General features: G+C 63.1%; 22 protein-coding genes. 16 read left to right on the top strand and 6 right to left on the bottom strand.

Going from position 1 to position 21,868, the window contains the following annotated elements:
• Positions 1-264: 264 nt before the first annotated feature.
• Positions 265-666, top strand: coding sequence for a DUF5518 domain-containing protein (locus tag ACFQJC_RS01695; protein ID WP_390221515.1), 402 nt, complete (start codon positions 265-267; stop codon positions 664-666).
• 102 nt (positions 667-768) lie between these two features.
• A complete protein-coding gene (locus ACFQJC_RS01690) occupies positions 769-1,992 on the top strand; it encodes an outer membrane protein assembly factor BamB family protein (protein ID WP_390221514.1) in 1,224 nt (407 codons plus the stop codon).
• A gap of 25 nt (positions 1,993-2,017) precedes the next feature.
• On the opposite strand, the gene deoC is transcribed toward ACFQJC_RS01690, so the two are convergent.
• A complete protein-coding gene (gene deoC / locus ACFQJC_RS01685) occupies positions 2,018-2,656 on the bottom strand; it encodes a deoxyribose-phosphate aldolase (protein WP_390221513.1) in 639 nt (212 codons plus the stop codon).
• Positions 2,657-2,721: 65 nt separating this feature from the next.
• On the opposite strand from deoC, the gene ACFQJC_RS01680 reads away from it, so the two are divergent.
• The 6 genes from ACFQJC_RS01680 (at position 2,722) to ACFQJC_RS01655 (ending at position 7,976) form a co-directional block, all read left to right on the top strand.
• Positions 2,722-3,534 (top strand): DUF63 family protein, encoded by an 813-nt coding sequence (locus ACFQJC_RS01680; protein ID WP_390221512.1) that lies wholly within the window; start codon positions 2,722-2,724, stop codon positions 3,532-3,534.
• A gap of 185 nt (positions 3,535-3,719) precedes the next feature.
• Positions 3,720-4,082 carry a DUF7344 domain-containing protein gene (locus ACFQJC_RS01675; RefSeq protein WP_390221511.1) on the top strand — a complete coding sequence of 121 codons (363 nt, stop codon included), beginning with the start codon at positions 3,720-3,722 and terminating at the stop codon, positions 4,080-4,082.
• A gap of 95 nt (positions 4,083-4,177) precedes the next feature.
• Positions 4,178-5,068 carry an ATP-dependent ribose-1-phosphate kinase gene (locus ACFQJC_RS01670; RefSeq protein ID WP_390221510.1) on the top strand — a complete coding sequence of 297 codons (891 nt, stop codon included), beginning with the start codon at positions 4,178-4,180 and terminating at the stop codon, positions 5,066-5,068.
• 57 nt (positions 5,069-5,125) lie between these two features.
• Positions 5,126-5,650: a hypothetical protein gene (locus tag ACFQJC_RS01665; RefSeq protein ID WP_390221509.1), complete on the top strand. Its 525-nt coding sequence runs from the start codon at positions 5,126-5,128 to the stop codon at positions 5,648-5,650.
• 84 nt (positions 5,651-5,734) lie between these two features.
• Positions 5,735-6,508 carry a nucleoside phosphorylase gene (locus ACFQJC_RS01660; protein WP_390221508.1) on the top strand — a complete coding sequence of 258 codons (774 nt, stop codon included), beginning with the start codon at positions 5,735-5,737 and terminating at the stop codon, positions 6,506-6,508.
• Positions 6,509-6,515: 7 nt separating this feature from the next.
• Positions 6,516-7,976 carry a universal stress protein gene (locus ACFQJC_RS01655; protein ID WP_390221507.1) on the top strand — a complete coding sequence of 487 codons (1,461 nt, stop codon included), beginning with the start codon at positions 6,516-6,518 and terminating at the stop codon, positions 7,974-7,976.
• Between the two features lie 65 nt (positions 7,977-8,041).
• Here the strand turns inward: ACFQJC_RS01655 and ACFQJC_RS01650 are convergent, their stop codons facing one another.
• Positions 8,042-9,259, bottom strand: a complete 1,218-nt coding sequence (locus ACFQJC_RS01650; RefSeq protein ID WP_390221506.1) for an NAD-binding protein — start codon at positions 9,257-9,259, stop codon at positions 8,042-8,044.
• 114 nt (positions 9,260-9,373) lie between these two features.
• Between ACFQJC_RS01650 and ACFQJC_RS01645 the strand changes: the two genes are divergently transcribed.
• Genes ACFQJC_RS01645 through ACFQJC_RS01635 form a run of 3 tightly spaced genes read left to right on the top strand, consistent with a single transcriptional unit; the run spans position 9,374 to position 12,272 of the window.
• Positions 9,374-10,585: a potassium channel family protein gene (locus ACFQJC_RS01645; protein WP_390221505.1), complete on the top strand. Its 1,212-nt coding sequence runs from the start codon at positions 9,374-9,376 to the stop codon at positions 10,583-10,585.
• Positions 10,582-11,985, top strand: a complete 1,404-nt coding sequence (locus ACFQJC_RS01640) for a DUF8167 domain-containing protein (RefSeq protein ID WP_390221504.1) — start codon at positions 10,582-10,584, stop codon at positions 11,983-11,985. The genes ACFQJC_RS01645 and ACFQJC_RS01640 overlap by 4 nt, the downstream gene beginning before the upstream one ends.
• Positions 11,986-12,008: 23 nt before the next feature.
• Positions 12,009-12,272, top strand: a complete 264-nt coding sequence (locus ACFQJC_RS01635) for a ubiquitin-like small modifier protein 1 (protein WP_390221503.1) — start codon at positions 12,009-12,011, stop codon at positions 12,270-12,272.
• Positions 12,273-12,357: 85 nt separating this feature from the next.
• Here ACFQJC_RS01635 and ACFQJC_RS01630 read toward each other — a convergent pair whose 3' ends face one another.
• Entirely contained in the window at positions 12,358-13,209 is an 852-nt protein-coding gene (locus tag ACFQJC_RS01630; protein ID WP_390221502.1) for a ubiquinol-cytochrome c reductase iron-sulfur subunit, read from the bottom strand.
• Between the two features lie 245 nt (positions 13,210-13,454).
• Here ACFQJC_RS01630 and ppc point away from each other — a divergent pair, with 245 nt between their 5' ends.
• Positions 13,455-16,151, top strand: a complete 2,697-nt coding sequence (gene ppc, locus ACFQJC_RS01625; protein ID WP_390221501.1) for a phosphoenolpyruvate carboxylase — start codon at positions 13,455-13,457, stop codon at positions 16,149-16,151.
• A gap of 73 nt (positions 16,152-16,224) precedes the next feature.
• On the opposite strand, the gene ACFQJC_RS01620 is transcribed toward ppc, so the two are convergent.
• From ACFQJC_RS01620 to ACFQJC_RS01610, 3 genes are all read right to left on the bottom strand, one after another.
• On the bottom strand, positions 16,225-16,353 hold the full coding sequence (locus tag ACFQJC_RS01620) for a hypothetical protein (protein ID WP_390221500.1): 129 nt from the start codon (positions 16,351-16,353) through the stop codon (positions 16,225-16,227).
• A 160-nt stretch (positions 16,354-16,513) separates the two neighbouring features.
• On the bottom strand, positions 16,514-17,314 hold the full coding sequence (locus ACFQJC_RS01615; RefSeq protein WP_390221499.1) for an aldo/keto reductase: 801 nt from the start codon (positions 17,312-17,314) through the stop codon (positions 16,514-16,516).
• Positions 17,315-17,369: 55 nt separating this feature from the next.
• Entirely contained in the window at positions 17,370-17,654 is a 285-nt protein-coding gene (locus tag ACFQJC_RS01610) for a HalOD1 output domain-containing protein (RefSeq protein WP_390221498.1), read from the bottom strand.
• A 363-nt stretch (positions 17,655-18,017) separates the two neighbouring features.
• Between ACFQJC_RS01610 and ACFQJC_RS01605 the strand changes: the two genes are divergently transcribed.
• From ACFQJC_RS01605 to ACFQJC_RS01590, 4 genes are all read left to right on the top strand, one after another.
• Positions 18,018-18,575 (top strand): maltose acetyltransferase domain-containing protein, encoded by a 558-nt coding sequence (locus ACFQJC_RS01605; protein WP_390221497.1) that lies wholly within the window; start codon positions 18,018-18,020, stop codon positions 18,573-18,575.
• 105 nt (positions 18,576-18,680) lie between these two features.
• Positions 18,681-20,327: a glutamine hydrolyzing CTP synthase gene (gene pyrG / locus ACFQJC_RS01600; protein ID WP_390221496.1), complete on the top strand. Its 1,647-nt coding sequence runs from the start codon at positions 18,681-18,683 to the stop codon at positions 20,325-20,327.
• A complete protein-coding gene (gene guaA / locus ACFQJC_RS01595; protein WP_390221495.1) occupies positions 20,327-21,244 on the top strand; it encodes a glutamine-hydrolyzing GMP synthase in 918 nt (305 codons plus the stop codon). Before pyrG ends, guaA begins: the two co-directional genes overlap by 1 nt.
• Entirely contained in the window at positions 21,241-21,558 is a 318-nt protein-coding gene (locus ACFQJC_RS01590) for a DUF7126 family protein (protein ID WP_390221494.1), read from the top strand. The genes guaA and ACFQJC_RS01590 overlap by 4 nt, the downstream gene beginning before the upstream one ends.
• The last annotated feature ends 310 nt before the right edge of the window (positions 21,559-21,868 follow it).

Raw genomic sequence — 21,868 nt, 5'->3', positions numbered from 1 at the left:
TGGGCAGGCAAAAGGGCCGCGGTATCGGTCGTCCCTCGCCAACAGAGATTCGTCAACCAGTGCCAGCCCACAAAAATACTTTCGCCGCCACGTCCGTGACGTGACGATTTCAGTCCTGCCGTTGGAAACGAGAGTGGACGCCGAGATGGAACCTAATCGGTCTGAAAACCGGATAGAGCGAAAAGACGGATGCTCTCGCCCGACGTATTGTACGCTATTCCGCGAATATAATTCATCATCTTATCTAGCGAATATAGAACTGCTATGGAACTCAACATACGTGCAATAGCTTACGGCTTCGGGACGACACTCCTGCTCGGCCTACTCAGTGGATTTACAATTCCCTTTACGACCGTCACACTGCCAGTCCTCGGCTTCGGTCTCATCGGCGTCATCGGTGGACTCGTCGCGGGCTACATGGTCGCAACCGGAATGACCGACGGTGCCGTCAACGGCCTCGTCGCCACCATGCTCGGCGCGATTATCGTCGCCATCGGGCTGGTCATCTTCAACATCCTCTTCGAGGGTGTGTTCTTCGGGCTGACCACCTTCGCCGCCGCCATCGTGCTCATCGCCGTCGCCGGTATCCCCGGCGTCGTCGGTGGCGCACTCGGCAGCATGCTCCACGACCGCTCCGAAGCACGCCGCAGCAGACCCGCGGCCTAAGCGTCCCTTCCTTCCGACTTCCTCATTTACGACTGCGCTTTCGAGAGGATTCGCTCCCGAAGGCGACAAGATATTTGTCACCCGGTTTTGAAGTCGTAGCAAATGCCCTCCCGTGAGTTCTTTTTGCGCCCCACACGACGACGATTCCTCCACGCCATCGGTGCGAGTTCGATACTCGGACTCGCTGGCTGTCTCGGTGGCGAACGCGGAAGCACCGGCGATGGCCGCGCCGATTGGCCATTTCCGAACTTCTCGCCGACTGGCACGAGTTACAACCCTCGGGCGACCGGGCCAGATTCGAAACCGACCGAGTCGTGGGGCGTCGAAGTCAGTGAACTAGACCTCAGCCGTCCGCTAGTCTTCGAGAACACCGTCTACTACCTCGAACCCGACCGGCTCCGAGCGTTCGACGTGGCCGACGGGAGCGAGCGATGGTCTGCAACGACGAGAAACTCTTTCGACCCGTCGATGATGGTCGATTCCGACCACGTCTACGTCGGCCAGAGTGGGAGCCAAGATGGTGTCCTCGCACTCACCCACGACGGCGACGAAGTCTGGCGCGCGCCCACAGTCTCGTCGATTTGGGCACCCATCGTTCGGCCAAGACCGGACGACGACCACCTCTACGCCGCCGATATCGATGGCTACGTCTACCGGATTCGCGTCAGCGACGGCACCGTCGAGTGGCGAATACGAGTGTTCGGACCGGTCATCTCTCTCGCCGCCGAGTACAATCGTCTCGTCGTCGGGACGGAAGGAGGCGAGGTGAGTATGTTCTACGACGACGGACCGAGACGAGAGCCGACGGGACTGTGGCGTACCAAGTTGCCCGGTGGCATCGAAGCACTCGCGCTGCCGAATTCGAGTGATGTCGTCGCCGGGGCGTTCGGTGCGGGTGTTGCGTACCTACGGGGGGCGATGCACGCCGGAAAACCGAGCTGGCACCGCGACGAATCCTCACCGCACGACTCGGTCGTCGTCGCTCCCGACCGAGTATTCTCGACCGACGGAAGCGGTCTCTACGCCTACGACGTTCACGACGGCAAAGAACAGTGGTCCGCAGACGGCGACTTCTTCGCGCCTCCCGCTGGCGCGGGCAACACCATCTTCGTCTCGGATACGAGCGACGACAGCGGCGGCGTCATCGCCTTCGACCGCTCCGGCGGCGTCGGCATCGACGACACTCGAATCGGGGCACGTCGCTGGAAGTACTCGCTCACTGGCGGGGCGCTCACCGGCCCGACACCCGCCCACGACGCGCTGTTCGTAGTCGAAGCAGGTGGCGAAAACGAACCGGCGAGACTCGTCGCGCTTCGCGCAGAGTAGTGAGAGTCGAAAGAGTCGAACCAGCTTATTCTTCGGGTGCGCCCGAGACGATTTCGACGCCCGACGACGCACCGATGCGCTCGGCACCGGCCTCGAACATCGCCAGCGCGTCCTCGTACGAGCCGACACCACCGGAGGCCTTGACGGGGAGGTACTCGGCCATCAGTTCCACGTCTTCGACCGTGGCACCGCCGTCGGCGAAGCCAGTGGAGGTCTTGACGAACGCGGCGTCGGCTTCTTCGGCCGCCTCGCAGGCGCGGTGTTTCTCTTCCTCGGTCAGGAGTGCCGTCTCGATGATGACTTTCACCGGAATCGGCACGGCCGCGACGACTTCCGAGATGTCCTCGGTGACGAGTTCGTCGTCGCCGGCTTTGAGGCGGCCGACGTTGATGACCATGTCCAGTTCGTCAGCGCCTGCGCGCCACGCATCGACCGCCTCTTCGCGCTTTGCGGCCGTCGTGTTCTGGCCGTGCGGGAAGCCGATGACCGTTGCGAGGACGACATCCGGGGCGTACTCCGAGGCCTCCTCGACGAAGCACGGCGGGATGCAGGCGTTCATACCCCACTCGTCGGCCTCGTCGAGGACGGTCTCGACGTCTGCCATCGTCGTTTCGGGACCGAGCACGGTGTGGTCGATGCGGGCGGCGAGGTCGGATTGGTTCATACCGGTTCAAATTCGGGCGGGCTAAAGAACGTAAGGCTTTCACTGCGCCCGGCCGCGCCTCCTGCATGGCCATCCTGCCCGAAGGGTTCGCGCTGCCGCCGCTTCCGTATCTGGTCGTCCTCGTCGCCGGACTCGTCGGCGTCGGCGTCGGCTTCAGTCGCCGTCGCCCGACCGTTTCGGCCGACCACGTCCTCGCGCTCGTCCCGTGGATGGTCGCCGGGTCCGCACTGCACGTCCAGTTCGTCACGGGACTGCTTCCGCCGATTATCGAACCGTTCGCCGGGACGCCCGCAGTGTACCTCTCCGTCACCGTACTCGCTGGATTGACGTGGCTCGGTCTCGACTCAGCGGGGGCGTTTTCGGCCCGTTTGCTTGCGATACTCGGCGTGGGGTTCGCCGCCCTCCTCGTCGGTATCACGCTCGTCGCAGGCTACCAGAGTGGGACGCTGAGCATCTTCTGGCCGGCGGTCGGATTTTTCGCCTCCGTCGTCGTCGCCCCGCTCGCGTGGGGGATTCTCCAGCGAATCGACCCGAAGGTGAGCATCACCGGACCGCTCGGTGTGCTCGCAATCTTCGGCCACACGCTCGACGCGGTTTCGACCGCAGTCGGCATCGACGTGCTCGGGTTCGGCGAGCGAACCCCGCTCTCACAGGTCATCCTCGACGTTGGCGCGGCGCTCCCGACGGCCGGCGTGCTCGGCGTCGGTTGGTTCTTCGTGCTCGTGAAAGTCGCCATCGCATCGCTCGTGGTCGTCTTCCTCGCGGACCTCGTACGCGACGACCCGACCGAAGGCTCGCTGCTCCTCGGTTTCGTCGCCGCGGTCGGACTCGGGCCGGGCGTCCACAACCTGCTGTTGTTCGCCGTCTCTGGCGTGTGAACTGGCGTCGGGTTTCCCACGTCGGTGGTGCCCGATTAGAAACGGACAGTCGGGATACGCCCAAGAAAAAGAGGTTATTTTACCCAACCATACCAATTCGTTCCCGTTTTCGGGGGCGGTTATTGAAAATAACGCACATTTTTGCTGACATACGTCGAACAGTAGGTGGGGTACTAGTGTTACCAATGAACGATTCGAACTCGATGGAAGACAGGCTGGTCGTGTCTGACATCCTCGTAAATCGACACCGCAACCACGTGTTGCGCGTGCTTCAGACCCACGGAACACCGATGGCGCTGACCACGCTCTCGATGCACATCGACGAGCCAGGTGGCGACGCGTTCGAGTCGGTGGTCCCTGATGGTGGATGTTCGAAGACCCAACTCCACCACCAACACCTTCCGAAGCTCGATGACACAGGAGTCATCACCTACGACCCGTCTTCCAGACTCGTGTTATCATTGGACGACGAGCGCCTCGACTACCTCCTCGAAAGAGGTGAAGAGATGCTCGAATCTCTGCGGCGTAGTCGAACTGGCGCAAAATAACCCCCTTTTTAGACACGGTTCGGTTCAGCTTACCTTCCTGCCCGTCGAGTGACCCGAGAGAGTTATCTGGCCGGCGAAACGATTCACGGAGACGCATGTCCCGAGTCATCTGTGCCGGTCACGTCAACTGGGACGTGACACTTCGCGTCGATGCCCTTCCCGCCCCCGACGGGGAGGCGACGGTCGAATCTCGCGTCGGTGCCGGCGGCGGCAGCGCCGCGAACGTCGCCAGCGGACTCGTCGGGTTGGACGTTTCAGCCGCGCTGCTCGGGAGTGTCGGAGACGACAGCCACGGGCGGGGTGCAGTCGCCGAACTCGCCTCCAGAGGCGTCGATTGTCGGTCCGTCGTGACCGCCGATACCGGGCCGACGACGGTCAAGTACATCGTCGTCGATGCCGCGGGCGACGTGTTCGTCCTCGGCTCGCCGGGCGTGAACGAAGCCTTCCACGCCGCCGACCTCTCGGAGAGCACGCTCGAAGCCGCAGAGCACCTCCATTTGACGAGTCAGTCCCCCGAGACGGCGGCGCTTCTCGCCAACCGCGCGTCCGAGGCTGGCATCACGGTGAGCTTCGACCCCGGCCGCCGAATCGGCGACCGCGGCTACGCCGACGCGATTCGGACGGTCGATTTCGTCTTCCTCAACGACCGCGAGGCGGCGACCGCTCTCGACGAAGCCGCTGGAAACGGCGGTATCAGCGACGCGTTGAACGAGACGACGCTCGTGCTCAAACACGGGCCGAACGGCGCGGAAGTTCGTGACGGCGACGACCGGTACGTCCACCCGGGCTACCCGGTCGATGCCGTCGATACGACCGGCGCGGGCGACGCTTTCGCCTCGGGATTCATCGCCGCGCGACTCGACGGCGCGAGCTACGAGCGAGCACTGTCGGTTGCGAACGCGTGTGGCGCGCTCACGGCCGCCGAACCCGGGGCGCGAACCCAACTCAGTTGGGACCGACTCGCCGACCTCGTCGAGGCGACGTAACCCCCGCGACCAGTCCGACCCCACACGTTTTAGTCCCTCCCGGCTATCGTCGGAACGATGCTGACGCTGGTGGGAACCGCGGTCGTCGTACTCGACGCGCTCGCAGCCGGGGCCTCGCTCACGGTGCAGTTGGCCCTCGGCGCGCTCGTCGGTATCGCGGCCGCAATCGTGATGGGCGTCCCGATGTGGCGACAAGACGAGGGCTTTACGCCCGCGTACATCGCCGCTTCGGTGCTTCGGAAAAGCCGACCCGACGAGGTGAGTTTCGTCGATGCGAACGTCGTCCACTACCTGGCGGGTGCGATGGCCGGCGTCCTGTACGCCTTCGTCTTTCTCACGTCGGATATGCTGTTCCCGGACCTCCCACTGTTCGGCGTCGATGCGATTCCCCATCTCGTCGCAACCCTGTTCGTGATGGTGTGGATTTACCTGCTGTTCGCCCACTTCGTCCTCCCTCGTGCCGGACGGAGTATCTACGAGGAGCGAGCGACCGCCGTCAGGGGCCAGTGGCTCCGTTCGTCGCTCGTCTTCGGGGTGACGATGTTCGTGCTCGCGCCGGCAGTGTTCGCCGGTGTCGCCTGAACGCCCGACTCGGACGGGGCGAGACCGTCGAGTTCGAACCTCACGAATCGCGTCGTTTTTCACCGCGACCCGAGACGTTCGAGTATGGCGAAACAGCCCCATCTCCTCGTCGAAGAAGGCGACGTTCACGACATTGCACTCATCCCCGGCGACCCGGGGCGTGTAGACCGCATCGCCAAGCAGTGCGAGAACGTCGAGGAAGTCGCAGCGAACCGCGAGTACAAAATCGTCAACGCCGAGTACGAGGGCGTCCCGCTCACCATCTCCTCGACCGGAATCGGCTGTCCCTCCGCCGCGATTGCGGTCGAAGAACTCTCCCGGGTCGGCGTCGAGACGTTCATTCGCGTCGGCACAATCGGCGCGCTGCAGGAAGACATCGAAATCGGCGACATGATCGTCGCAACCGGCGCGGCCAAAGAGGAGGGCACCTCGAAGCGCTACGAGTCGGAAGTCTACCCGGCAGTTCCGGACTACGACGTGCTCACGTCGCTCGTTGACGCTGCTGAATCACATTCAGCAGGCCGCCAGACGGAGTCTGGCGACGCCGCCGAATCGAACGACGAAGACGTACACGTCGGTCCCATCGTCTCCGACGACGCGTTCTACAACGAGTCCGACGAGTACGTCGAAGACTGGAACGACGCCGGATTGCTCGCTATCGAGATGGAGGCCGCGACGGTGTTCTCGCTCGCCCGCCGCAAGGGACTCCGCGCCGGTGCCATCTGTACGGTCGATGGCAACCTCGTCGCCGGCACGCAGAAGGGTGCAGACTCCGACGACGAACTCCCCGAGAAGGCGAAGAACAACGTCGAGCGCGCCATCAAAATCTCGCTCGACGCCGTCGCCGACCTGCACTAGGCTCTCGATGCGACTGCGCCGCCTTCCCGAGAAGATTCTCGGTCGCGCGAAAGCGTTCTCTACCCGTGTTCGACGGGCAGAGCGACGGGAACTCGCGGCGTTTCGGCGCTGGATAGAGAACACGAACAACCTCCTTCACCTGACGGTTCTGCTCGTCATCCCGCTCCTCATCGCGGTGGTGACGTTCATCTCGAACGCGATTACCGAACTCTCGTTCCTGCTGTTTCCACCGCTCGCGGCGGGGACGTACACGCTCTTTGCCGACCCCGAAGGCCGTTATGCGTCGCCCGTCCGGTTCGTCGTCGCGCTCACCGTGGGCGCGTTGTGTGGTCTCGTCGCCTTCGCGTTTACCCAGTGGGCGTACGTGCCCTCGGAGACGGTTATCGTCCACCCCACCTCGGCCGCGCTCGCTATCTTGCTCGCGGGAGCGGCGACGTGGGCGCTCGACGTCGAAGCCCCATCGGCGTTTTCGACCGCGTTGCTGACGCTCGTGACGGGCGACGTCGAACCCGTCGAGTACGTGGTGAGTATCTTCTTCGCCAGCGTCGTCATCGCGCTCTTCTTCTGGGTGTGGCGTAACGAGTTCTACGAGCGACGAGCAGAGTACCTCTACGAGACTGTCCGCGGCGACGACCACGTGCTCGTGCCCATGCGGGGCGACACGGGGAACCAGACTGCCTTTTTCGCCGCACGGTTGGCGGCCGCACACACGGCCGGCAAAGTCGTCCTCCTCGACGTGCTCGAACCGCGCGAGACCGAGGGCGCACGGCCAATCGACTCCAGCGAAGAGACCCAGCGGCGTCCGGGTGACCTCGCCGCGGAGAGCACTGGAAATCCAACTGCTGACGCCGCAGTCGAACGACTGGAACGGGTCGCCCACCAGATTCGAACGCGTATCGGCGTCCCGGTCGAAGTCGTCGTCGCCCGCGGCGAACCGCTGCCGACGACCTTAGAGACCGCGAAAAACACCAACTGCGACCTCGTGGCGTGTCCGTACGAGGAAGACAGAGGCTTCCTCTCGGACTACGTTCGCGGTCTCTTCGGCGGCCAGTACGACACGGTGGCGTTTCGGTCGGTCGAAGACCGACACAAGTGGCGGCGTGTGCTCGTGCTCGTCTCTCGGCCCGGCGACACCGCACACGCCATGGTCGATTTCGCAACGCGCTTGGCCGGCAAGACGGGGAGCGTGAGCGTCACGACGTGTATCGCTTCGGAGGTCGAACGCCGGCGCGCCGAGACGAAACTCGCAAACCTCGTCGAGACGGCCGACGGCAACATCGAGACGCGCGTCGCCCGCGCACCCGTGACGAACTTTCTGACGGCGAACGCCCAGACCTACGACCTCGTGGTGCTCGGTTCCAGCGGCGAGCGGTCGGCGGCCTCGCGGTTCATCTCGCCGCCGACGTTCGAACGAATCAAAGAGATAGACTCCGACGTGGCCGTCTTCGACCGCGGCCACTCCAAGTAAGCGCCGGGCGGTCGTCGGGCGGTCAGTCGCCGGGCGGTCGTCGCCGGTCGGTCGTCGCCGGTCGGTCAGTCGTCGCCCGCGTCCTCGCCGAACTCCTCGTCGGGGTCCACGCCGGTCTGTTCCATCACTTTCTCCGGTTCTTCGTCGAGCAGTTTCGTCTCGAGCCCTTCGAGTCCACGACCGCCGATAGCGGACTCGGCGAGGAAGTGGCCGCCGAGCGCGGCCGGACTGATGACGGTGTTCGCGCCGGCGCGCCGGAGTTTGTTCTCGTTCTCGCGGTGGGTCGCGGCCGCGACGATGTGGATATCCGGGTTGAGTTGCCGCGCGGTCAGGATGGCGAGGGCGTCTTCTGCGTCGTTGTTGGTCGCCACGATGACGGCGCGAGCGGTCTCGACGCGGGCGCGTTCGAGCGACTCCTCGCCGCTCGGGTCGGCCGTGAGCACGTCGAAGCCGCGTTCGGTGAGCCGTTGGGCGCGTTCCGTGTCGGGCGTGATGATGAGGACGGACGCCCGGTCTTCGAGTTCTTCGAGAATCGGTTCGGTCAGTTCTCCGTGGCCGAGGATGAGAACGTGGTTTTCGAGGATGTCGAGTTGTGTGTCAGTCATTCGTCCGAGTGCTTTGGTGAGTCGTGCTTCGATAGCGGGCGTGAGCAGGACACCGAGGGCGACCGCGAAGCTCGCAACGGTGACGAGAAGTGCCGAAAGGCCGAATAGCTTGGCAATCGCCGTGTCGGGAGTGATGTCGCCGTAGCCGACGGTGCTGCCGGTGACGAGCGCGAAGTACAGCGCGTCGAAAGGCGTCTCGATGCCGTTGAACTGTTCTCTGAGGGCGTAGGCTCCCGCCGTCGCGTAGGATAACGACCCGACGATGGCGAGCAGTGCCGACAGTTGCGTCACCGAGAGATCGACGGGACGGTCGAACACGCCGCGGTTGATGACGAGCAAGACGAGTCCGACGAGCGAGAGGGCGACAAGTAGAACCGCGCCAATCGACCCCTGAATCAAGCCCTGTATCGCCGAGACGGGGAGCAAGACGAACGCGAGATACCACGCCGACCGGAGGCGACGACGAAGCCCGAAGGAGTTCGCCAGGAGCAAGAAGCCAGTCAGCGTGCCCGTAAATCCGGCGAGCAGGCGGACCGACTCGGGGATGTACGGGGCGAGCACGCCGCCCGTCGCGGGAACGCTGATGTTCACCAGTCCGATACCCGTCGAGAACACCGCGGCGAGAAAGACAACGCCGATGGTCGTCCGAGCACCGAACCAGTCACGTACCGACACCATATCACCGAGTCCACGAGGTGCCACGAAAAAAGTGGATTGGTCTGGTCTCGACGGACGTGACTTGTTCGCACGCTCCCCGGTACACATTTGGTCCGTCAGCGAGTGGAACCGGCTATGGCTTCATTACCCGTCGAAGTCGTCTATGGTCTCTACTTCGGCGTCTTAACCGGGCTGGTGCCCGCGCTCGTCGCGTGGACACTCGGGTTCGGGTTTCGCTACATCACCGGCATCACGGTTCCCGGACTCGCCGTGGTCGTCCTCAGCGTCGCCATCGCCGGCGCGAGCGGCGGTCTCATGGCACTGGCCGACCCGAGCATCACGCAGTCTGCGAACCAAGTTCGACTCACCGTCGCCCTCCTCGTCGTCCTGATGGGGGCGCTCTACGCCCACAATCGCGGCGACGCGTTTGCGACCGAAATCCCGCGGAAGGTCTCGTTGCGAAAACTCACCGAGCGGACGCTCTCGACCGACGTGGTCGAACTCGTCGGCGGGCGCGGGCAGGTCCGCGTGACCGTCGCCGGCGACGTTGGCGACGTCGAGGGCTACCCGCCGATTTCGGCCGAGTTGCGGTCGAAGATTCGTGACGGTGAGTGGATGTTCCCCGCCGATATTCCGATTCCAGAGTTGGAGACACGCTTCGCCGACCGGCTGCAAAGCGAGTTCCACCTCGAAGCGGTCGAAGTCAGCATCAACGAAGAAGCGAAGGCGACGGTCGCCGCGGCCCCGCCGAGCGGGGGTGTCTCTCGTCGTCTGAAATCCGGGACGCGCGCCGTCTCCGTCTCGACGCTCGTCCCGACCGGACTCGCACAGGGAGACGAGGTGACCGTCGTCACCGACGAGCGAGAAATCGATGCAACCGTCGCGGGTATCACCGCCTCGGCGGATTCGACCGAGTCGGAGACAGACGACGAAGCGGGCGACGACCGGCCTCTCGTCACGCCTCGTGCGCCGACTGCTGAAGGCGGGGCCGGGAGTGTCACGCTCGCCGTCGAGCGCAGCAACGTCGAATCACTGCTCGGCAGCGACGTTCGACGACTCGAAGTCCGCTCGCGCGGCGTCCGACGCGAGTTCGAACTCGTCTCGCTGCTCCGACGCGCCGGGAAACGCTTCGCGCGAGTCACCCCTGCCGTCGATGGTGTGCTGGACGACGTGACGCTCCGCGAGGCAGAGGTTCGAGAGACGTACGGGGTGGCGATTCTCGCCGTCCGTCACGAGGGTGCGTGGAAGATAGCCCCTCGTGGTGACCACCGCGTCAGCGCCGGTGATACCGTCTTCGCCGTCGGGACGAGGAGCGATTTGAACCGATTTTCGGAGGTCGTGGCATGAGCGAACCGATAGTTCTCGCCACCGTCCTCTCACAGATTTCGGTCCCACAGGTTGACGACGCGCTCGTCCTCCCGATTCTGCGATTCATCGGACTGCTCGTCGGTGGATTCCTGACCGCCGCGCTGGCGGCGCTCGGCTATCGATGGTTCACGAAAGCGGAGATTCCGCAGGCGCTCGCCGTGCTGTTCGGGTCGGCAATCGTCGCACTGTATCTCAACACCGTCGGTCTCTTCGCAGACGTGCTCGGTGAGACCGGTAGTGAGGTGTTCAACCCCGAGACGGTACTGTTCAACGCCGGCGTCCTCATCGGTGCGGCGCTCATCTCGCCGGTCGGCCGTCTCGTCGGCGACCGTATCGCCACGGACGTGTTCGCCGTCGCGGGCGCGAGAGAACTCGACGCCGAAGTGAGCCGCCTCGTTCGAACGGTGGGGCGCGTCACGTCGGTCACGCTCCCCGACGAAATCGAGGACATCGAGGCGTACGACCCGGTCTCGGAGTCGGTCAAAGAGCAGCTTGCGGGCAAGACGCTGCTCTTCCCGCGACGTCTCTCGACGGACGAACTCCGCGACCGACTCGCGTCGCGTCTGAAAGAGGACCACGGCGTCGGCCACGTGGACGTCGAGTTCGACGACGACGGGGCGGTCACCTACCTCGCACTCGGGAGCCGAATCGCCGGACTCGGGGTGACACTCGCACCTGGAACGGTCGCGGTCCCGGTTCGCGGCGACCCCGGCCCGGGCGCTGCCGCCGGCGACCCGGTGCAGGTGTGGTCGATACCGACGCCCAGTACGTCATCAGATGGCGGGACGTCCGACGAGGGACACGCCGTCGTTTCGAACGGGAACGCGGATGAAACAGCCGTTGACGGGGAAGCGGCGGAACAACCCATCGAACGGCCGTCTGCGAAGCGAGTCGCCTTCGGCGAACTCCGCGGCGTCGCCGACGACACGGCGACTATCGCGCTCGATGCCGACGATGCCGCGGCGCTCTCGACGGCGGAAACGTACCGACTGGTCACGCTGCCGTCCGAACCACACATCGACCGGGAGTTCGCGTCGTTGCTGCGGAACGCCGACGAGACGATGGCCGTCGTCACCGTCGCCGACGGCGCGGAACTCGACGGCCGGCCGGTTGCGGACGTCGGGGCGGCCGTCGTCGCAATCCGTCCCACGAACAAGCCGGTCGATGCCATCCCGAGCAACTCCCGCGAACTCGGTGCCGGTGACGTACTCTACGTCGTCGCCCGGCCGGAACTGCTCAGGAAGGTCGAACAGCGGGCGACGATGGCCCAGACAGACGGCGGCGACTCGGATACCGACGACTCGGACGGCGATGGCGACGGTCCCGAGTGGACCGAACTCAGTGGCGAGGGTCTCGATACGGGGGCGCAATCCTCATGACCACAGAACGAGGAGTGTGTGTCATGGAGTGGAAGTTGTTCGCAGACCTCGCAGAAGTCGCCGAGGCGCGAACGGTGTCGGTGGAGGTCACAGACGAGGCGACGGTGGGTGATGCCCTCGATGCGCTGTTCGAATCTCACCCAGCGCTCGAATCGCGGGTGCTCGCCACCGATGGCAGTCTCCACGACCACATCAACGTGCTTCGGAACGGCGAACCAGCAGAACTCGGAACGCCCGCACAGACGGGCGACGAACTCGCGTTGTTCCCGCCGGTGAGCGGGGGCTAACGAGGTTCTCTTTTCGACTGTTCACGGGCGAAGAGCGGCGCTCAGAGCGTGCAACGCGAGAGAGGAGAGAGAAGAACCGAATTCGTTATTCGCCGCTGTGCGGTCGCGGGCGAGCGGTGAACAGCGTTTGGACGACCGAGAACGGGTCGTAGACCGACTGGTGGCACTGACAGTAGACGTCGTTTTCCGCACCGAACTTCGCGGCGTCGGCGGCCTGCTTGTAGCCGGGGACACAACAGAAGTGCGTACACTTGTTGAGCCACGCGATGACGCCTTGGTCAGTCGAAGCGGCCAGCCACTCGTTATCCTGGGCCGCTTCTTCGATGAGCGGCGAGCGGATTATCTGAATCGGAATCGTGTCCTCGCTGTCCTGCGAGCGCCACGTGCCGGTCGCGGGCTTGCCGAGACCCGCTCGTCCGATGCCGTTGCCCCACTCGGTGTAGTCGGAGAAGTCGTTGATGTTCAGGCGGTCACCGGCGCTGTAGGTCTCAGACTGCCACTCGTAGGCACCGGAGTCGGAGAGGAAGTAGTTGTCAGACTCGTAGTCGGGCTGAATGCCTTCGTAGGACTCGACACCGCAGTACTGGAACCACTCGGAGGAGTAGGTGACGCCAGTGCCCTTGTAGTCTTCAGTACTTGCGACGGTGACTTCGATACCGCCCTGATTTTCGGTCTTCACTTCCGGCCAGACGCCCTTGATGAAGCCGTCCGAGTCGATTTCGACCGGAATCTGTGGCATACCGCGCGGGGCGGGGCCGCCAGTGTTCTCGATTGCGTACGCTTGCGTCGCACCGCCACCCGCACCGGGTGAGGTGGTCGCGGAGTTGATTGCGGCCGCGCCAGTCGTTCCCACGCCCGCGAGCGCCGCTCCCCCAACGACGCCTTTGACGAACCGACGCCGACCTGAGTCGCTGGGGTACTTGTCGCTATCGCTCATGTTCTGAACTTCGAGTGGGCCAGTAAAAGCGTGACGAATCCCCCCTGTTGTTCGGTCACAGAACCTCGGTCGCTCTCGGGTGTGTCCGCTCGCCTGTCTCGGGTGTTCGTCCGAGCGTCCGACTCAAGCCTGTGCCGAGAAAAACAGTAGTCGTTGTCAAACATTCATTGAGAACTGAAACTCGGGCAATTTTTCGACGCTACTCGTGCACTTTTACAAGTTGCTACTCGTATCTGAGTATAACGATGCGATTGCACACCAGGGACGTCCGCCAAGACGTCCGCGAGCTTGGGGCACTGCTCGGGGACGTACTGGAGGCGCAAACCTCGACGGCGTCGTTCGAGACGGTCGAAGAGCTTCGAAAAGCGGCGATAGCCTACCGAAAGGGCGAGACCGGGTCTCGAGAAGACCTGTACGAAGTGCTCTCGGAACTCGAACCCGAGACGGAGAGTATCGTCGCGCGCGCTTTCACGACGTACTTCGAACTCATCAACCTCGCCGAAGAGCGCGAGCGCGTGCGTGTCATCCGCGAAGGGTCGCAGGAAGGCACGCTCGAAGACGGGATTTTAGATACACTCGACGAACTCCGCGACGAAGACGTGGACGAAGAACTCCTGGGTACCGTCCTCGACGACGTGCTCATCGAACCGACGTTCACCGCTCACCCCACGGAAGCACGTCGGAAGACGGTCAAGGCGAAGCTTCGGTCGATTGCGAACCGACTCGAAACCCTCGACGAACGACGACTGACCGACCTCGAAAACGACCAAGAGTGGCGACACATCGTCGCAGAGGTGACGAGCCTCTGGCAGACCTCCCAGGTGCGCAATCGCCGCCCGGAACCGACAGACGAAGCCCGAAACGTGCAATGGTACCTCGAAAGCATCCTCTTCGACGTCGTCGGAGAGGTGTACGAGGAACTCGAAGAGGTCATCCACCGCGAGTATCCGGGACTCGACGTGCCCAAACTGTTCGAATTCCGCTCGTGGGCGGGGTCGGACCGCGACGGCAACCCGTTCGTCACCGTCGATGTCACCGAGGAGACGCTGGAACGACAGCGAAACGTCGTCCTCGAAAAGTACAGCGACTCGCTCAAGCGCCTCTCGGGCGTGCTGAGTCAGGACGCGACCCGCGTCGAAACCGGTCACGAACTCGAACGGTCGCTCAAGGCCGACCGCGAGTTGCTGCCGGTCGTCGCCGAAGAGGCGGACGAGCGCTACCCCGACGAACCCTACCGCCAGAAGTTGAAGCTCATGCGCGAGCGCCTCCGCCGCATCGAGGACGTTCGACCCAACGGCTACAACGAACCCGCGGAACTCATGGACGACCTGGAGGTCATCGACGCCAGTCTCCGGAGCATCGGGGCCGAACAGGTCGCAAACGTGTACGTCGAACCCCTGATGCGACAGGTCGATACCTTCGGGTTCACGCTCGCCAGCCTCGACCTGCGCGACCACCAAGAGAACCACACGGAAGCCGTCCACGACGCGCTCGCCCACGAGGGAATCGACTACCGCGGGCGAACCGAAGAAGAACGCGTCGAACTCCTCACCGACGCGATTCTCCAGGACGAACCGGTCGTGGACTTCGAAGCCGTCGAAGACCTCTCCGATACCGCACAGCGCGTCCTTCGTCGCTTCCGCAAACTCGGCGAGTGGCAGCGCGAGTACGGCGTCGGCGCAATCGACACGTACTGTATCTCGATGACCGAAGAGCCGTCGCACGTCCTCGAAGTGCTCTTCTTGGCCGACCAAGCGGGCGTCGTCTCCCTGCCCGACCACTGTGGTCTCGACGTGGTGCCACTCCTCGAAACCGAGTCCGCGCTCAACGGCGCGCGCCGTATCATGGGCACGCTGTTCGAGAACGACGCCTACGAGAAGGCGCTCGCCGCCCGCAACGACGTCCAGGAGATTATGCTGGGTTACTCCGACTCCAACAAGGAGAACGGCTTCCTCGCGGCCAACTGGGACCTCTACAAGAACCAGCGTCGGCTCGCCACCATCTGCGACGACTTCGACGTGACGATGCGACTGTTCCACGGCCGCGGTGGCTCGATTTCGCGCGGTGGCGGCCCGATGAACGAGGCCATGCTCGCACTGCCGAACGAGACGGTCACCGGCCAAATCAAGTTCACCGAGCAGGGCGAGGCCATCGCCGAGAAGTACGGCAACCCGCGTATCGCCGAGCGCAACCTCGAACAGATGCTCAACGCGCAGGTTCGCGCGCGACTCCAGTCGATTCGGGAACCCGAAGAGCACGTCCCCGACCACTGGGTCGAAGCGATGGACATCATGGCAGCGGCGGCCCGCGCCGAGTACCGTGACCTCCTCGAATCCGACGGCTTCGTCTCCTACTTCGAGCAGGCGACGCCCATCACGGTCATCGAGGAACTCAACCTCGGCTCTCGGCCCGCCTCTCGCTCCGACGCGGAGCGCACCGTCGAAGACCTGCGGGCGATTCCGTGGGTGTTCTCGTGGACGCAATCGCGGTGTATCCTCCCGGGTTGGTACTCGCTCGCCCAGGGCGTCGAAGCCTACCTCGACGAGGGCGGCGACCTCGCCACCCTTCGAGAGATGTACGACGAGTGGCCGTTCTTCCACAGCGTGTTCGACAACGCGGCGACGTCGCTGGCGCGGACGGACCTCGAAATCGCCGCCGAGTACGCGAACCTCGCGGACGAAGACCTGCGCAACGAGTACTTCCCACGGCTCCAGGCGGAGTACGAAGACGCCGTCTCGCTGATGCTCGATATCACCGGCCGCGACGGACTGCTCAAGCGCGAGTGGCTCGAAGAGAGCCTCTCACGCCGGAACCCCTACGTTGACCCGCTGAACCTGCTGCAGACGCACCTGCTGTCACAGACCCACCGGACGGACGAAGAAGAACGAACCCTTCGGCTGACGGTCAAAGGTATTGCCGCCGGGATGAAAAACACCGGATAAGCACGCCCACGGCCACCCCGCCAGGGGGATTTTCGGTGCTCAGTTTTCGGTGCTCGTTTTCTCGCTTCTACTTTTACGCGCGACGGAGGTCGTACGGATGTGAACAGACCGGACAGGTCTCGCGCGCTAATCGGTACTCACTCTTGAGTCGTTGCCGAACCCCGTCGAAGTGTGCGTCACCGTCGTAGTTCGATTCCACCATTTGTCCGCAATGTGGACAGGCCACCACCACTGTCGCCATAATTGACTCTACGGAGTAATCCATCATATATGTTCACTACTGCTTTCAGCGGGACAACAGCGGCGAAAAACGTTCCTCTGAGACGACCGAATTCGAGAGTTTCAGACGGTCGTGAACGAACTTAGGCGTGGTTCCACGGCGCGGCGTCGAAATCGACGATGCGGTTCGTCTCGTCGAGTTCGTCGATAGCCGCGATATCTTCCGCGTCCAGTTCGAGGTCGAGCGCGGCGAAGTTGTCGCGGATGTGCGCCTCGCTGGACGCCTTCGGAATCGCCGTCGCACCCTTCGACATAATCCACGCGAGCGCAACCTGCGCGGGCGAAGCGTCGTGTTTCTCGGCGATTTCGACGATGGTGTCGTTGTCGGCGACCTGATTCCGTGCAATCGGGGAGTAGGCGACCAGATGGTGGTCGTGTTCGTCGGCGAGTTCGCGGAGTTCGCGCTGCTGGAGCAGCGGGTGCATCTCGACTTGGTGCGCAAAGAGCGGTGCGTCGAGTTTCTCGATGGCAGCTTCGAGTTGGTCGGGCCGGAAGTTGCTCAGGCCGAGGTTCGCAATCAAGCCCTCGTCGTAGAGTTCGTCCAGTGCGGCGAGCGTCTCGTCGGCGTCGTAGGTGTCGAGCGGCCAGTGGACATAGAGGAGGTCGATAGTGTCGAGACCGAGTTTGTCGGCGGACTCTTTGGTCGTTTCTTTGACCGCTTCGGCGGTGAGGTTACTCGTATCGAGTTTCGTCGCCACGAACACCTCGTCACGAGGGACGTCGGACGCTGCGAGCGCCTCGCCGACGTACTCCTCGTTGTCGTACATCTGGGCGGTGTCGATGTTGCGGTAGCCGACGTCGAGGGCGGTCGTGACTGCGGACACGCACTCGTCGCGGTCTTCGAGTTTGTACGTCCCGAATCCGAGTTGCGGGAAGTTCGTCATGTGTGTACGAACTCGGTGAAGAGGTTCAAACGCTACGGTTGCGGTAGCCCTCAGGCTACACTCGATTGTCGAACGTAATCGTCACGACGCCAATCGCGTCGATTCGGACGTTGCACTCCGCGTATCTGAAAAATATCGTGTGGTCAGACGCAGCATCCGTTTCGTTCCCCTTCGGTCGAAAGAGTGCGTCGAGCGCGTCCGGGTCGATGTAGTCGTTCAACACTGGGAGGTGGTTGGGTCGTCGGTTCGTCACCGATGCGACTGCTTGGATGAGTGTCTCGGTGACGGAGTCTTCACGAGGGTCGAACGCAGTCTGAAAGCGGTCTGCGTCGGCATTCACGGTCTGCGTAGTCGTCGAGGTATGTGTATCGAAATCTGTCATCGTGGTCTGCGGAACGTGTGAGAACTCTGTGATGCGTTCCGCGTGACGGCCACACGAATAGGTCGAGGTGAATTGACCGAATGGGACTTCGGTCAAGTGGCTCCTGTAGAGGCGGAGCCGAACACATTTGGGTGCCCTGTGATTCCGTAGGTTGGTATCCAACTGCATACGTATAACTCTACGGACAAGTGACGACTCCGAGGTATGACCCACGTGTCGGACAGTCGCTCGGCGTTGTCTCGTTCGAGGCCGGACAGACAGTGTTCGGTGTGGTCTCCGGCTGAGTTACCTACTTCCCGTTCGCCCCGAAAACCCGACCCAATGGTCTCTGAGAAGGAGAAGATGCTCGCCGGAGAACTCTACGACGCGGGCGACCCGGAGTTAGTCGAAGAGCGCAAGCGCGCGCGACGACTCACGCGTCTGTTCAACGACACTGACGAGACGCAGACGGACCGCCGCGAGGGACTCGTCCGCGAACTGTTCGGCGACGCGGGCGAGACGTTCGAAATCGAGCCAACGTTCAAATGCGATTACGGCTACAACATCTCCGTCGGCGAGCACTTCTTCGCCAACTTCGACTGCGTCTTCCTCGACGTGTGCCCCATCGAAATCGGCGACAACGCCGGACTCGGGCCGGGCGTCCACATCTACGCGGCGACCCACCCCATCGACGCCGCCGAGCGAATCAAAGGCCCGGAGTTCGGCGAGCCGGTCACCATCGGCGACAACGCGTGGATTGGCGGTCGGTCGGTCATCAATCCCGGTGTGACCATCGGCGACGACGTCGTCGTGGCATCTGGCTCGGTCGTGACGAAGGATATCCCGGACGGCGTCGTGGTCGGCGGCAACCCCGCGAGAATCATCAAAGAACTCGACTAAACGAGCAATTTGGTCACCGTTTTTTCATCAATTGGTAGTGTGAGTTTAATTGCCATACACCGTTGGCTCCGAAATCGTTTTGAAGTCCAGTTGCGCACAGTCAGTATGCCGACGGACGAATACGACCCTACACTCGGGCGCAAGTTCATTTTCGTAACGGGGGGCGTCATGTCCGGCCTCGGAAAGGGAATCACGGCCGCCAGCACCGGCCGTCTCCTGAAGAACGCCGGATTCGACGTCACAGCAGTGAAAATCGACCCGTATCTCAACGTTGACGCGGGCACGATGAACCCCTACGAGCACGGGGAAGTCTACGTGCTCAAAGACGGCGCGGAAGTCGATTTGGACCTCGGGAACTACGAGCGATTCCTGGGCATCGACATGACCGCCGACCACAACATCACGACGGGCAAGACGTACCAGCACGTCATCCAGAAGGAGCGCGCCGGTGACTACCTCGGCAAGACGGTTCAGATTATCCCGCACGTCACCGAGGACATCAAGCGACGAATCCGCGAGGCCGCCGAAGGAACCGACGTGTGTATCGTCGAAGTCGGCGGCACCGTCGGCGACATCGAGTCGATGCCCTTCCTCGAAGCCCTGCGCCAGTTCGCCTCCGAAGAGGACGACGACGACGTGCTCTTTACCCACGTCACGCTCGTCCCGTACTCGAAGAACGGCGAGCAGAAGACGAAGCCGACCCAGCACTCCGTCAAGGAACTCCGGAGCATCGGCCTGCAACCCGATATTCTCGTGGGCCGGTCGGACGACAAACTCGAAGCCGAGACCAAACACAAGATTGCGCAGTTCTGTGACGTGCCGGACGCAGCGGTGTTCTCCAACCCCGACGTGCCGGACATCTACCACGTCCCGCTGATGGTCGAAGAAGAAGGCTTGGACGAGTACGTGATGGAACGCCTCCAAATCGATGGCGAGGCGCTTCCGAAGGAAGAACGCGACAGTCGCTGGCGCGAACTCGTCACCGCCGAGCGAACCGGGTCGGTCGATATCGCGCTCGTCGGCAAGTACGCGCTCGAAGACGCCTACATGTCCATCCACGAGTCGCTCAAGCACGCCGGCATCGAGTGCGGCGTCGATATCAACATCCTGTGGGTCGATGCCGACGAGATGGACGAGAAACACGAAGCACGCCTGCAGGACGCCGACGGCATCGTCGTCCCCGGTGGCTTCGGGTCTCGCGGGACCGACGGTAAAATCGACGCGATTCGGTACGCCCGCGAGAACGACGTCCCGTTCCTCGGACTCTGTCTCGGCTTCCAGATGGCCGTCGTCGAACAGGCGCGCAACGTGCTCGGCCACGAGGGCGCTCACTCGACCGAACTCGACGAGGACACCCCGTATCCCGTCATCGACCTGCTCCCCGAACAGTACGAAGTCGAAGACATGGGCGGGACGATGCGTCTCGGCGCGCACACGACGAACATCACGCCGGGCACGCTCGCCGAAACACTCTACGGCGACGACTCCTGTACGGAGCGCCACCGCCACCGCTACGAAGTGAACCCCGAACTCATCGACGAACTCGAATCCGAAGGCCTTCGGTTCTCCGGCCGTGCAGAGAACCGTATGGAGATTCTCGAACTCACGAACCACCCGTTCTTCTTCGGGACGCAGTACCACCCCGAATTCCGGTCGCGCCCCGACCGCGCGAGTCCGCCCTTCGTCGGCCTGCTGAAGGCGGTACTCGGCGAACTGGACGCGCGCAAACTCGACGAGGAGGTGATGGCGTAATGGTGAACGTCGAAGAGTTCATCGAGGAAGCCAAAGCCAACATCCGAGAGCAAATCGGCGACGAACACGCGATTATCGCGCTCTCGGGCGGCGTCGATTCGTCCGTCGCGGCCACCCTTGCCTACGAAGCAGTCGGCGAGCAACTCACGCCCGTCTACGTCGATACGGGTCTGATGCGCAAGGGTGAGACCGAAGAAATCGCGGAGACGTTCGACTTCATGGAGAGCCTTCGAATCGTCGAGGCCGAAGACCGATTCTTCGACGCGCTCGAAGGCGTCATCGACCCCGAAGAAAAGCGCAAGGTCATCGGCGAACAGTTCATCCGCGAGTTCGAGCGCGAAGCGAAGGACACGGACGCGGAGTACCTCGTACAGGGGACCATCTACCCCGACCGAATCGAGTCCGAAGGCAACATCAAGTCACACCACAACGTCGGCGGTCTCCCCGATGTCGTGGACTTCGACGGCATCGTCGAACCCGTCCGCGACCTCTACAAAGACGAGGTCCGCGAGGTTGCACGCGCACTCGGTCTCGAATCGGTCATCGCCGAGCGAATGCCCTTCCCCGGCCCGGGTCTCGCCGTTCGCGTCATCGGCGAACTCACCCCCGAGAAGGTACAGGTCGCCCGCGAGTCGTGCCACATCGTCGAAGAAGAAGTCGCAAAACACGAACCGTGGCAGGCGTTCGCCGCCGTCATCGGCAAGGGCACCGGCGTCAAGGGCGACAACCGCGTCCACGGATGGATCGTCTCCGTCCGCTCGGTCGAATCCCGCGACGGCATGACCGCCCGCGCACAGGAACTCCCGTGGGAGACCCTCCAGCGCATCCAGTCGCGTATCACCGGAACGAACGAGAACGTCGCGCGCGTCGTCTACGACGTGACGCACAAACCACCAGCGACCATCGAATACGAATGATTGCACTCATCGCAGGACCAGACGGCGACGGACTGGGCGAAGCACTCGAAGCAGAAGGCGTCGAAATCGTCCGCCTGTCGGACCCCGTCGGCGCGGAGACCCTCGCAGACGCCGGCGTCGAAGAGGCAGACCTGTTCGTCCTCACCGACATGGCCGACGCGACGGCTATCTCGGTCGCCAAAGAACTGAACTCGGAGATTCGCATCGTCACCTACTCGTACGACTCGCTTCCCGAGTTTGCGAGCGGACAGGCCGACTTGGCTATCGACCCGAACCTCCTCGCGGCCGACGTCGTCGCCGAAGAACTCGTCTGAGCCGACGCGTTTCGACCAGTATCGGCTTTCGCCGTCTCTCCTTTTCTATCGTCGAGGTAGCGGCGAAGCGCTCGATACCCTGTCTCTTCGCTACTTCGGTCGGTTCCCGTCTCGTTCGAACCCGACAGAGATGACGAGACGACGAGGCGGACCTCTTCGTCGAAACCGAGCGGAAACGATGATAGTATCAGGTAATATAGTTTCATCGACAAATGATGGTGTTTCGACCCTTATTTTTCGTCAACCCCGAGAAAACCCCGTTCGAGACTGTCGTGTACCGGGGTAACTCAGAGTTTCCTTAGTTTAGTTC

It is taken from the genome of Haloferax namakaokahaiae (assembly GCF_042663225.1).
Lineage (GTDB): Archaea > Halobacteriota > Halobacteria > Halobacteriales > Haloferacaceae > Haloferax > Haloferax namakaokahaiae.
Note: the sequence above shows the minus strand (reverse complement) of the source record. Positions and strands in the feature narration are given on the sequence as shown.

Coding starts and splice junctions, on each gene's coding strand:
- ACFQJC_RS01695 (WP_390221515.1), top strand. CDS start 265: ATGGAACTCAACATACGTGCAATAGCTTACGGCTTCGGGACGACACTC.
- ACFQJC_RS01690 (WP_390221514.1), top strand. CDS start 769: ATGCCCTCCCGTGAGTTCTTTTTGCGCCCCACACGACGACGATTCCTC.
- deoC (WP_390221513.1), bottom strand. CDS start 2,656: ATGAACCAATCCGACCTCGCCGCCCGCATCGACCACACCGTGCTCGGT.
- ACFQJC_RS01680 (WP_390221512.1), top strand. CDS start 2,722: ATGGCCATCCTGCCCGAAGGGTTCGCGCTGCCGCCGCTTCCGTATCTG.
- ACFQJC_RS01675 (WP_390221511.1), top strand. CDS start 3,720: ATGAACGATTCGAACTCGATGGAAGACAGGCTGGTCGTGTCTGACATC.
- ACFQJC_RS01670 (WP_390221510.1), top strand. CDS start 4,178: ATGTCCCGAGTCATCTGTGCCGGTCACGTCAACTGGGACGTGACACTT.
- ACFQJC_RS01665 (WP_390221509.1), top strand. CDS start 5,126: ATGCTGACGCTGGTGGGAACCGCGGTCGTCGTACTCGACGCGCTCGCA.
- ACFQJC_RS01660 (WP_390221508.1), top strand. CDS start 5,735: ATGGCGAAACAGCCCCATCTCCTCGTCGAAGAAGGCGACGTTCACGAC.
- ACFQJC_RS01655 (WP_390221507.1), top strand. CDS start 6,516: ATGCGACTGCGCCGCCTTCCCGAGAAGATTCTCGGTCGCGCGAAAGCG.
- ACFQJC_RS01650 (WP_390221506.1), bottom strand. CDS start 9,259: ATGGTGTCGGTACGTGACTGGTTCGGTGCTCGGACGACCATCGGCGTT.
- ACFQJC_RS01645 (WP_390221505.1), top strand. CDS start 9,374: ATGGCTTCATTACCCGTCGAAGTCGTCTATGGTCTCTACTTCGGCGTC.
- ACFQJC_RS01640 (WP_390221504.1), top strand. CDS start 10,582: ATGAGCGAACCGATAGTTCTCGCCACCGTCCTCTCACAGATTTCGGTC.
- ACFQJC_RS01635 (WP_390221503.1), top strand. CDS start 12,009: ATGGAGTGGAAGTTGTTCGCAGACCTCGCAGAAGTCGCCGAGGCGCGA.
- ACFQJC_RS01630 (WP_390221502.1), bottom strand. CDS start 13,209: ATGAGCGATAGCGACAAGTACCCCAGCGACTCAGGTCGGCGTCGGTTC.
- ppc (WP_390221501.1), top strand. CDS start 13,455: ATGCGATTGCACACCAGGGACGTCCGCCAAGACGTCCGCGAGCTTGGG.
- ACFQJC_RS01620 (WP_390221500.1), bottom strand. CDS start 16,353: ATGGTGGAATCGAACTACGACGGTGACGCACACTTCGACGGGGTTCGG.
- ACFQJC_RS01615 (WP_390221499.1), bottom strand. CDS start 17,314: ATGACGAACTTCCCGCAACTCGGATTCGGGACGTACAAACTCGAAGAC.
- ACFQJC_RS01605 (WP_390221497.1), top strand. CDS start 18,018: ATGGTCTCTGAGAAGGAGAAGATGCTCGCCGGAGAACTCTACGACGCG.
- pyrG (WP_390221496.1), top strand. CDS start 18,681: ATGCCGACGGACGAATACGACCCTACACTCGGGCGCAAGTTCATTTTC.
- guaA (WP_390221495.1), top strand. CDS start 20,327: ATGGTGAACGTCGAAGAGTTCATCGAGGAAGCCAAAGCCAACATCCGA.
- ACFQJC_RS01590 (WP_390221494.1), top strand. CDS start 21,241: ATGATTGCACTCATCGCAGGACCAGACGGCGACGGACTGGGCGAAGCA.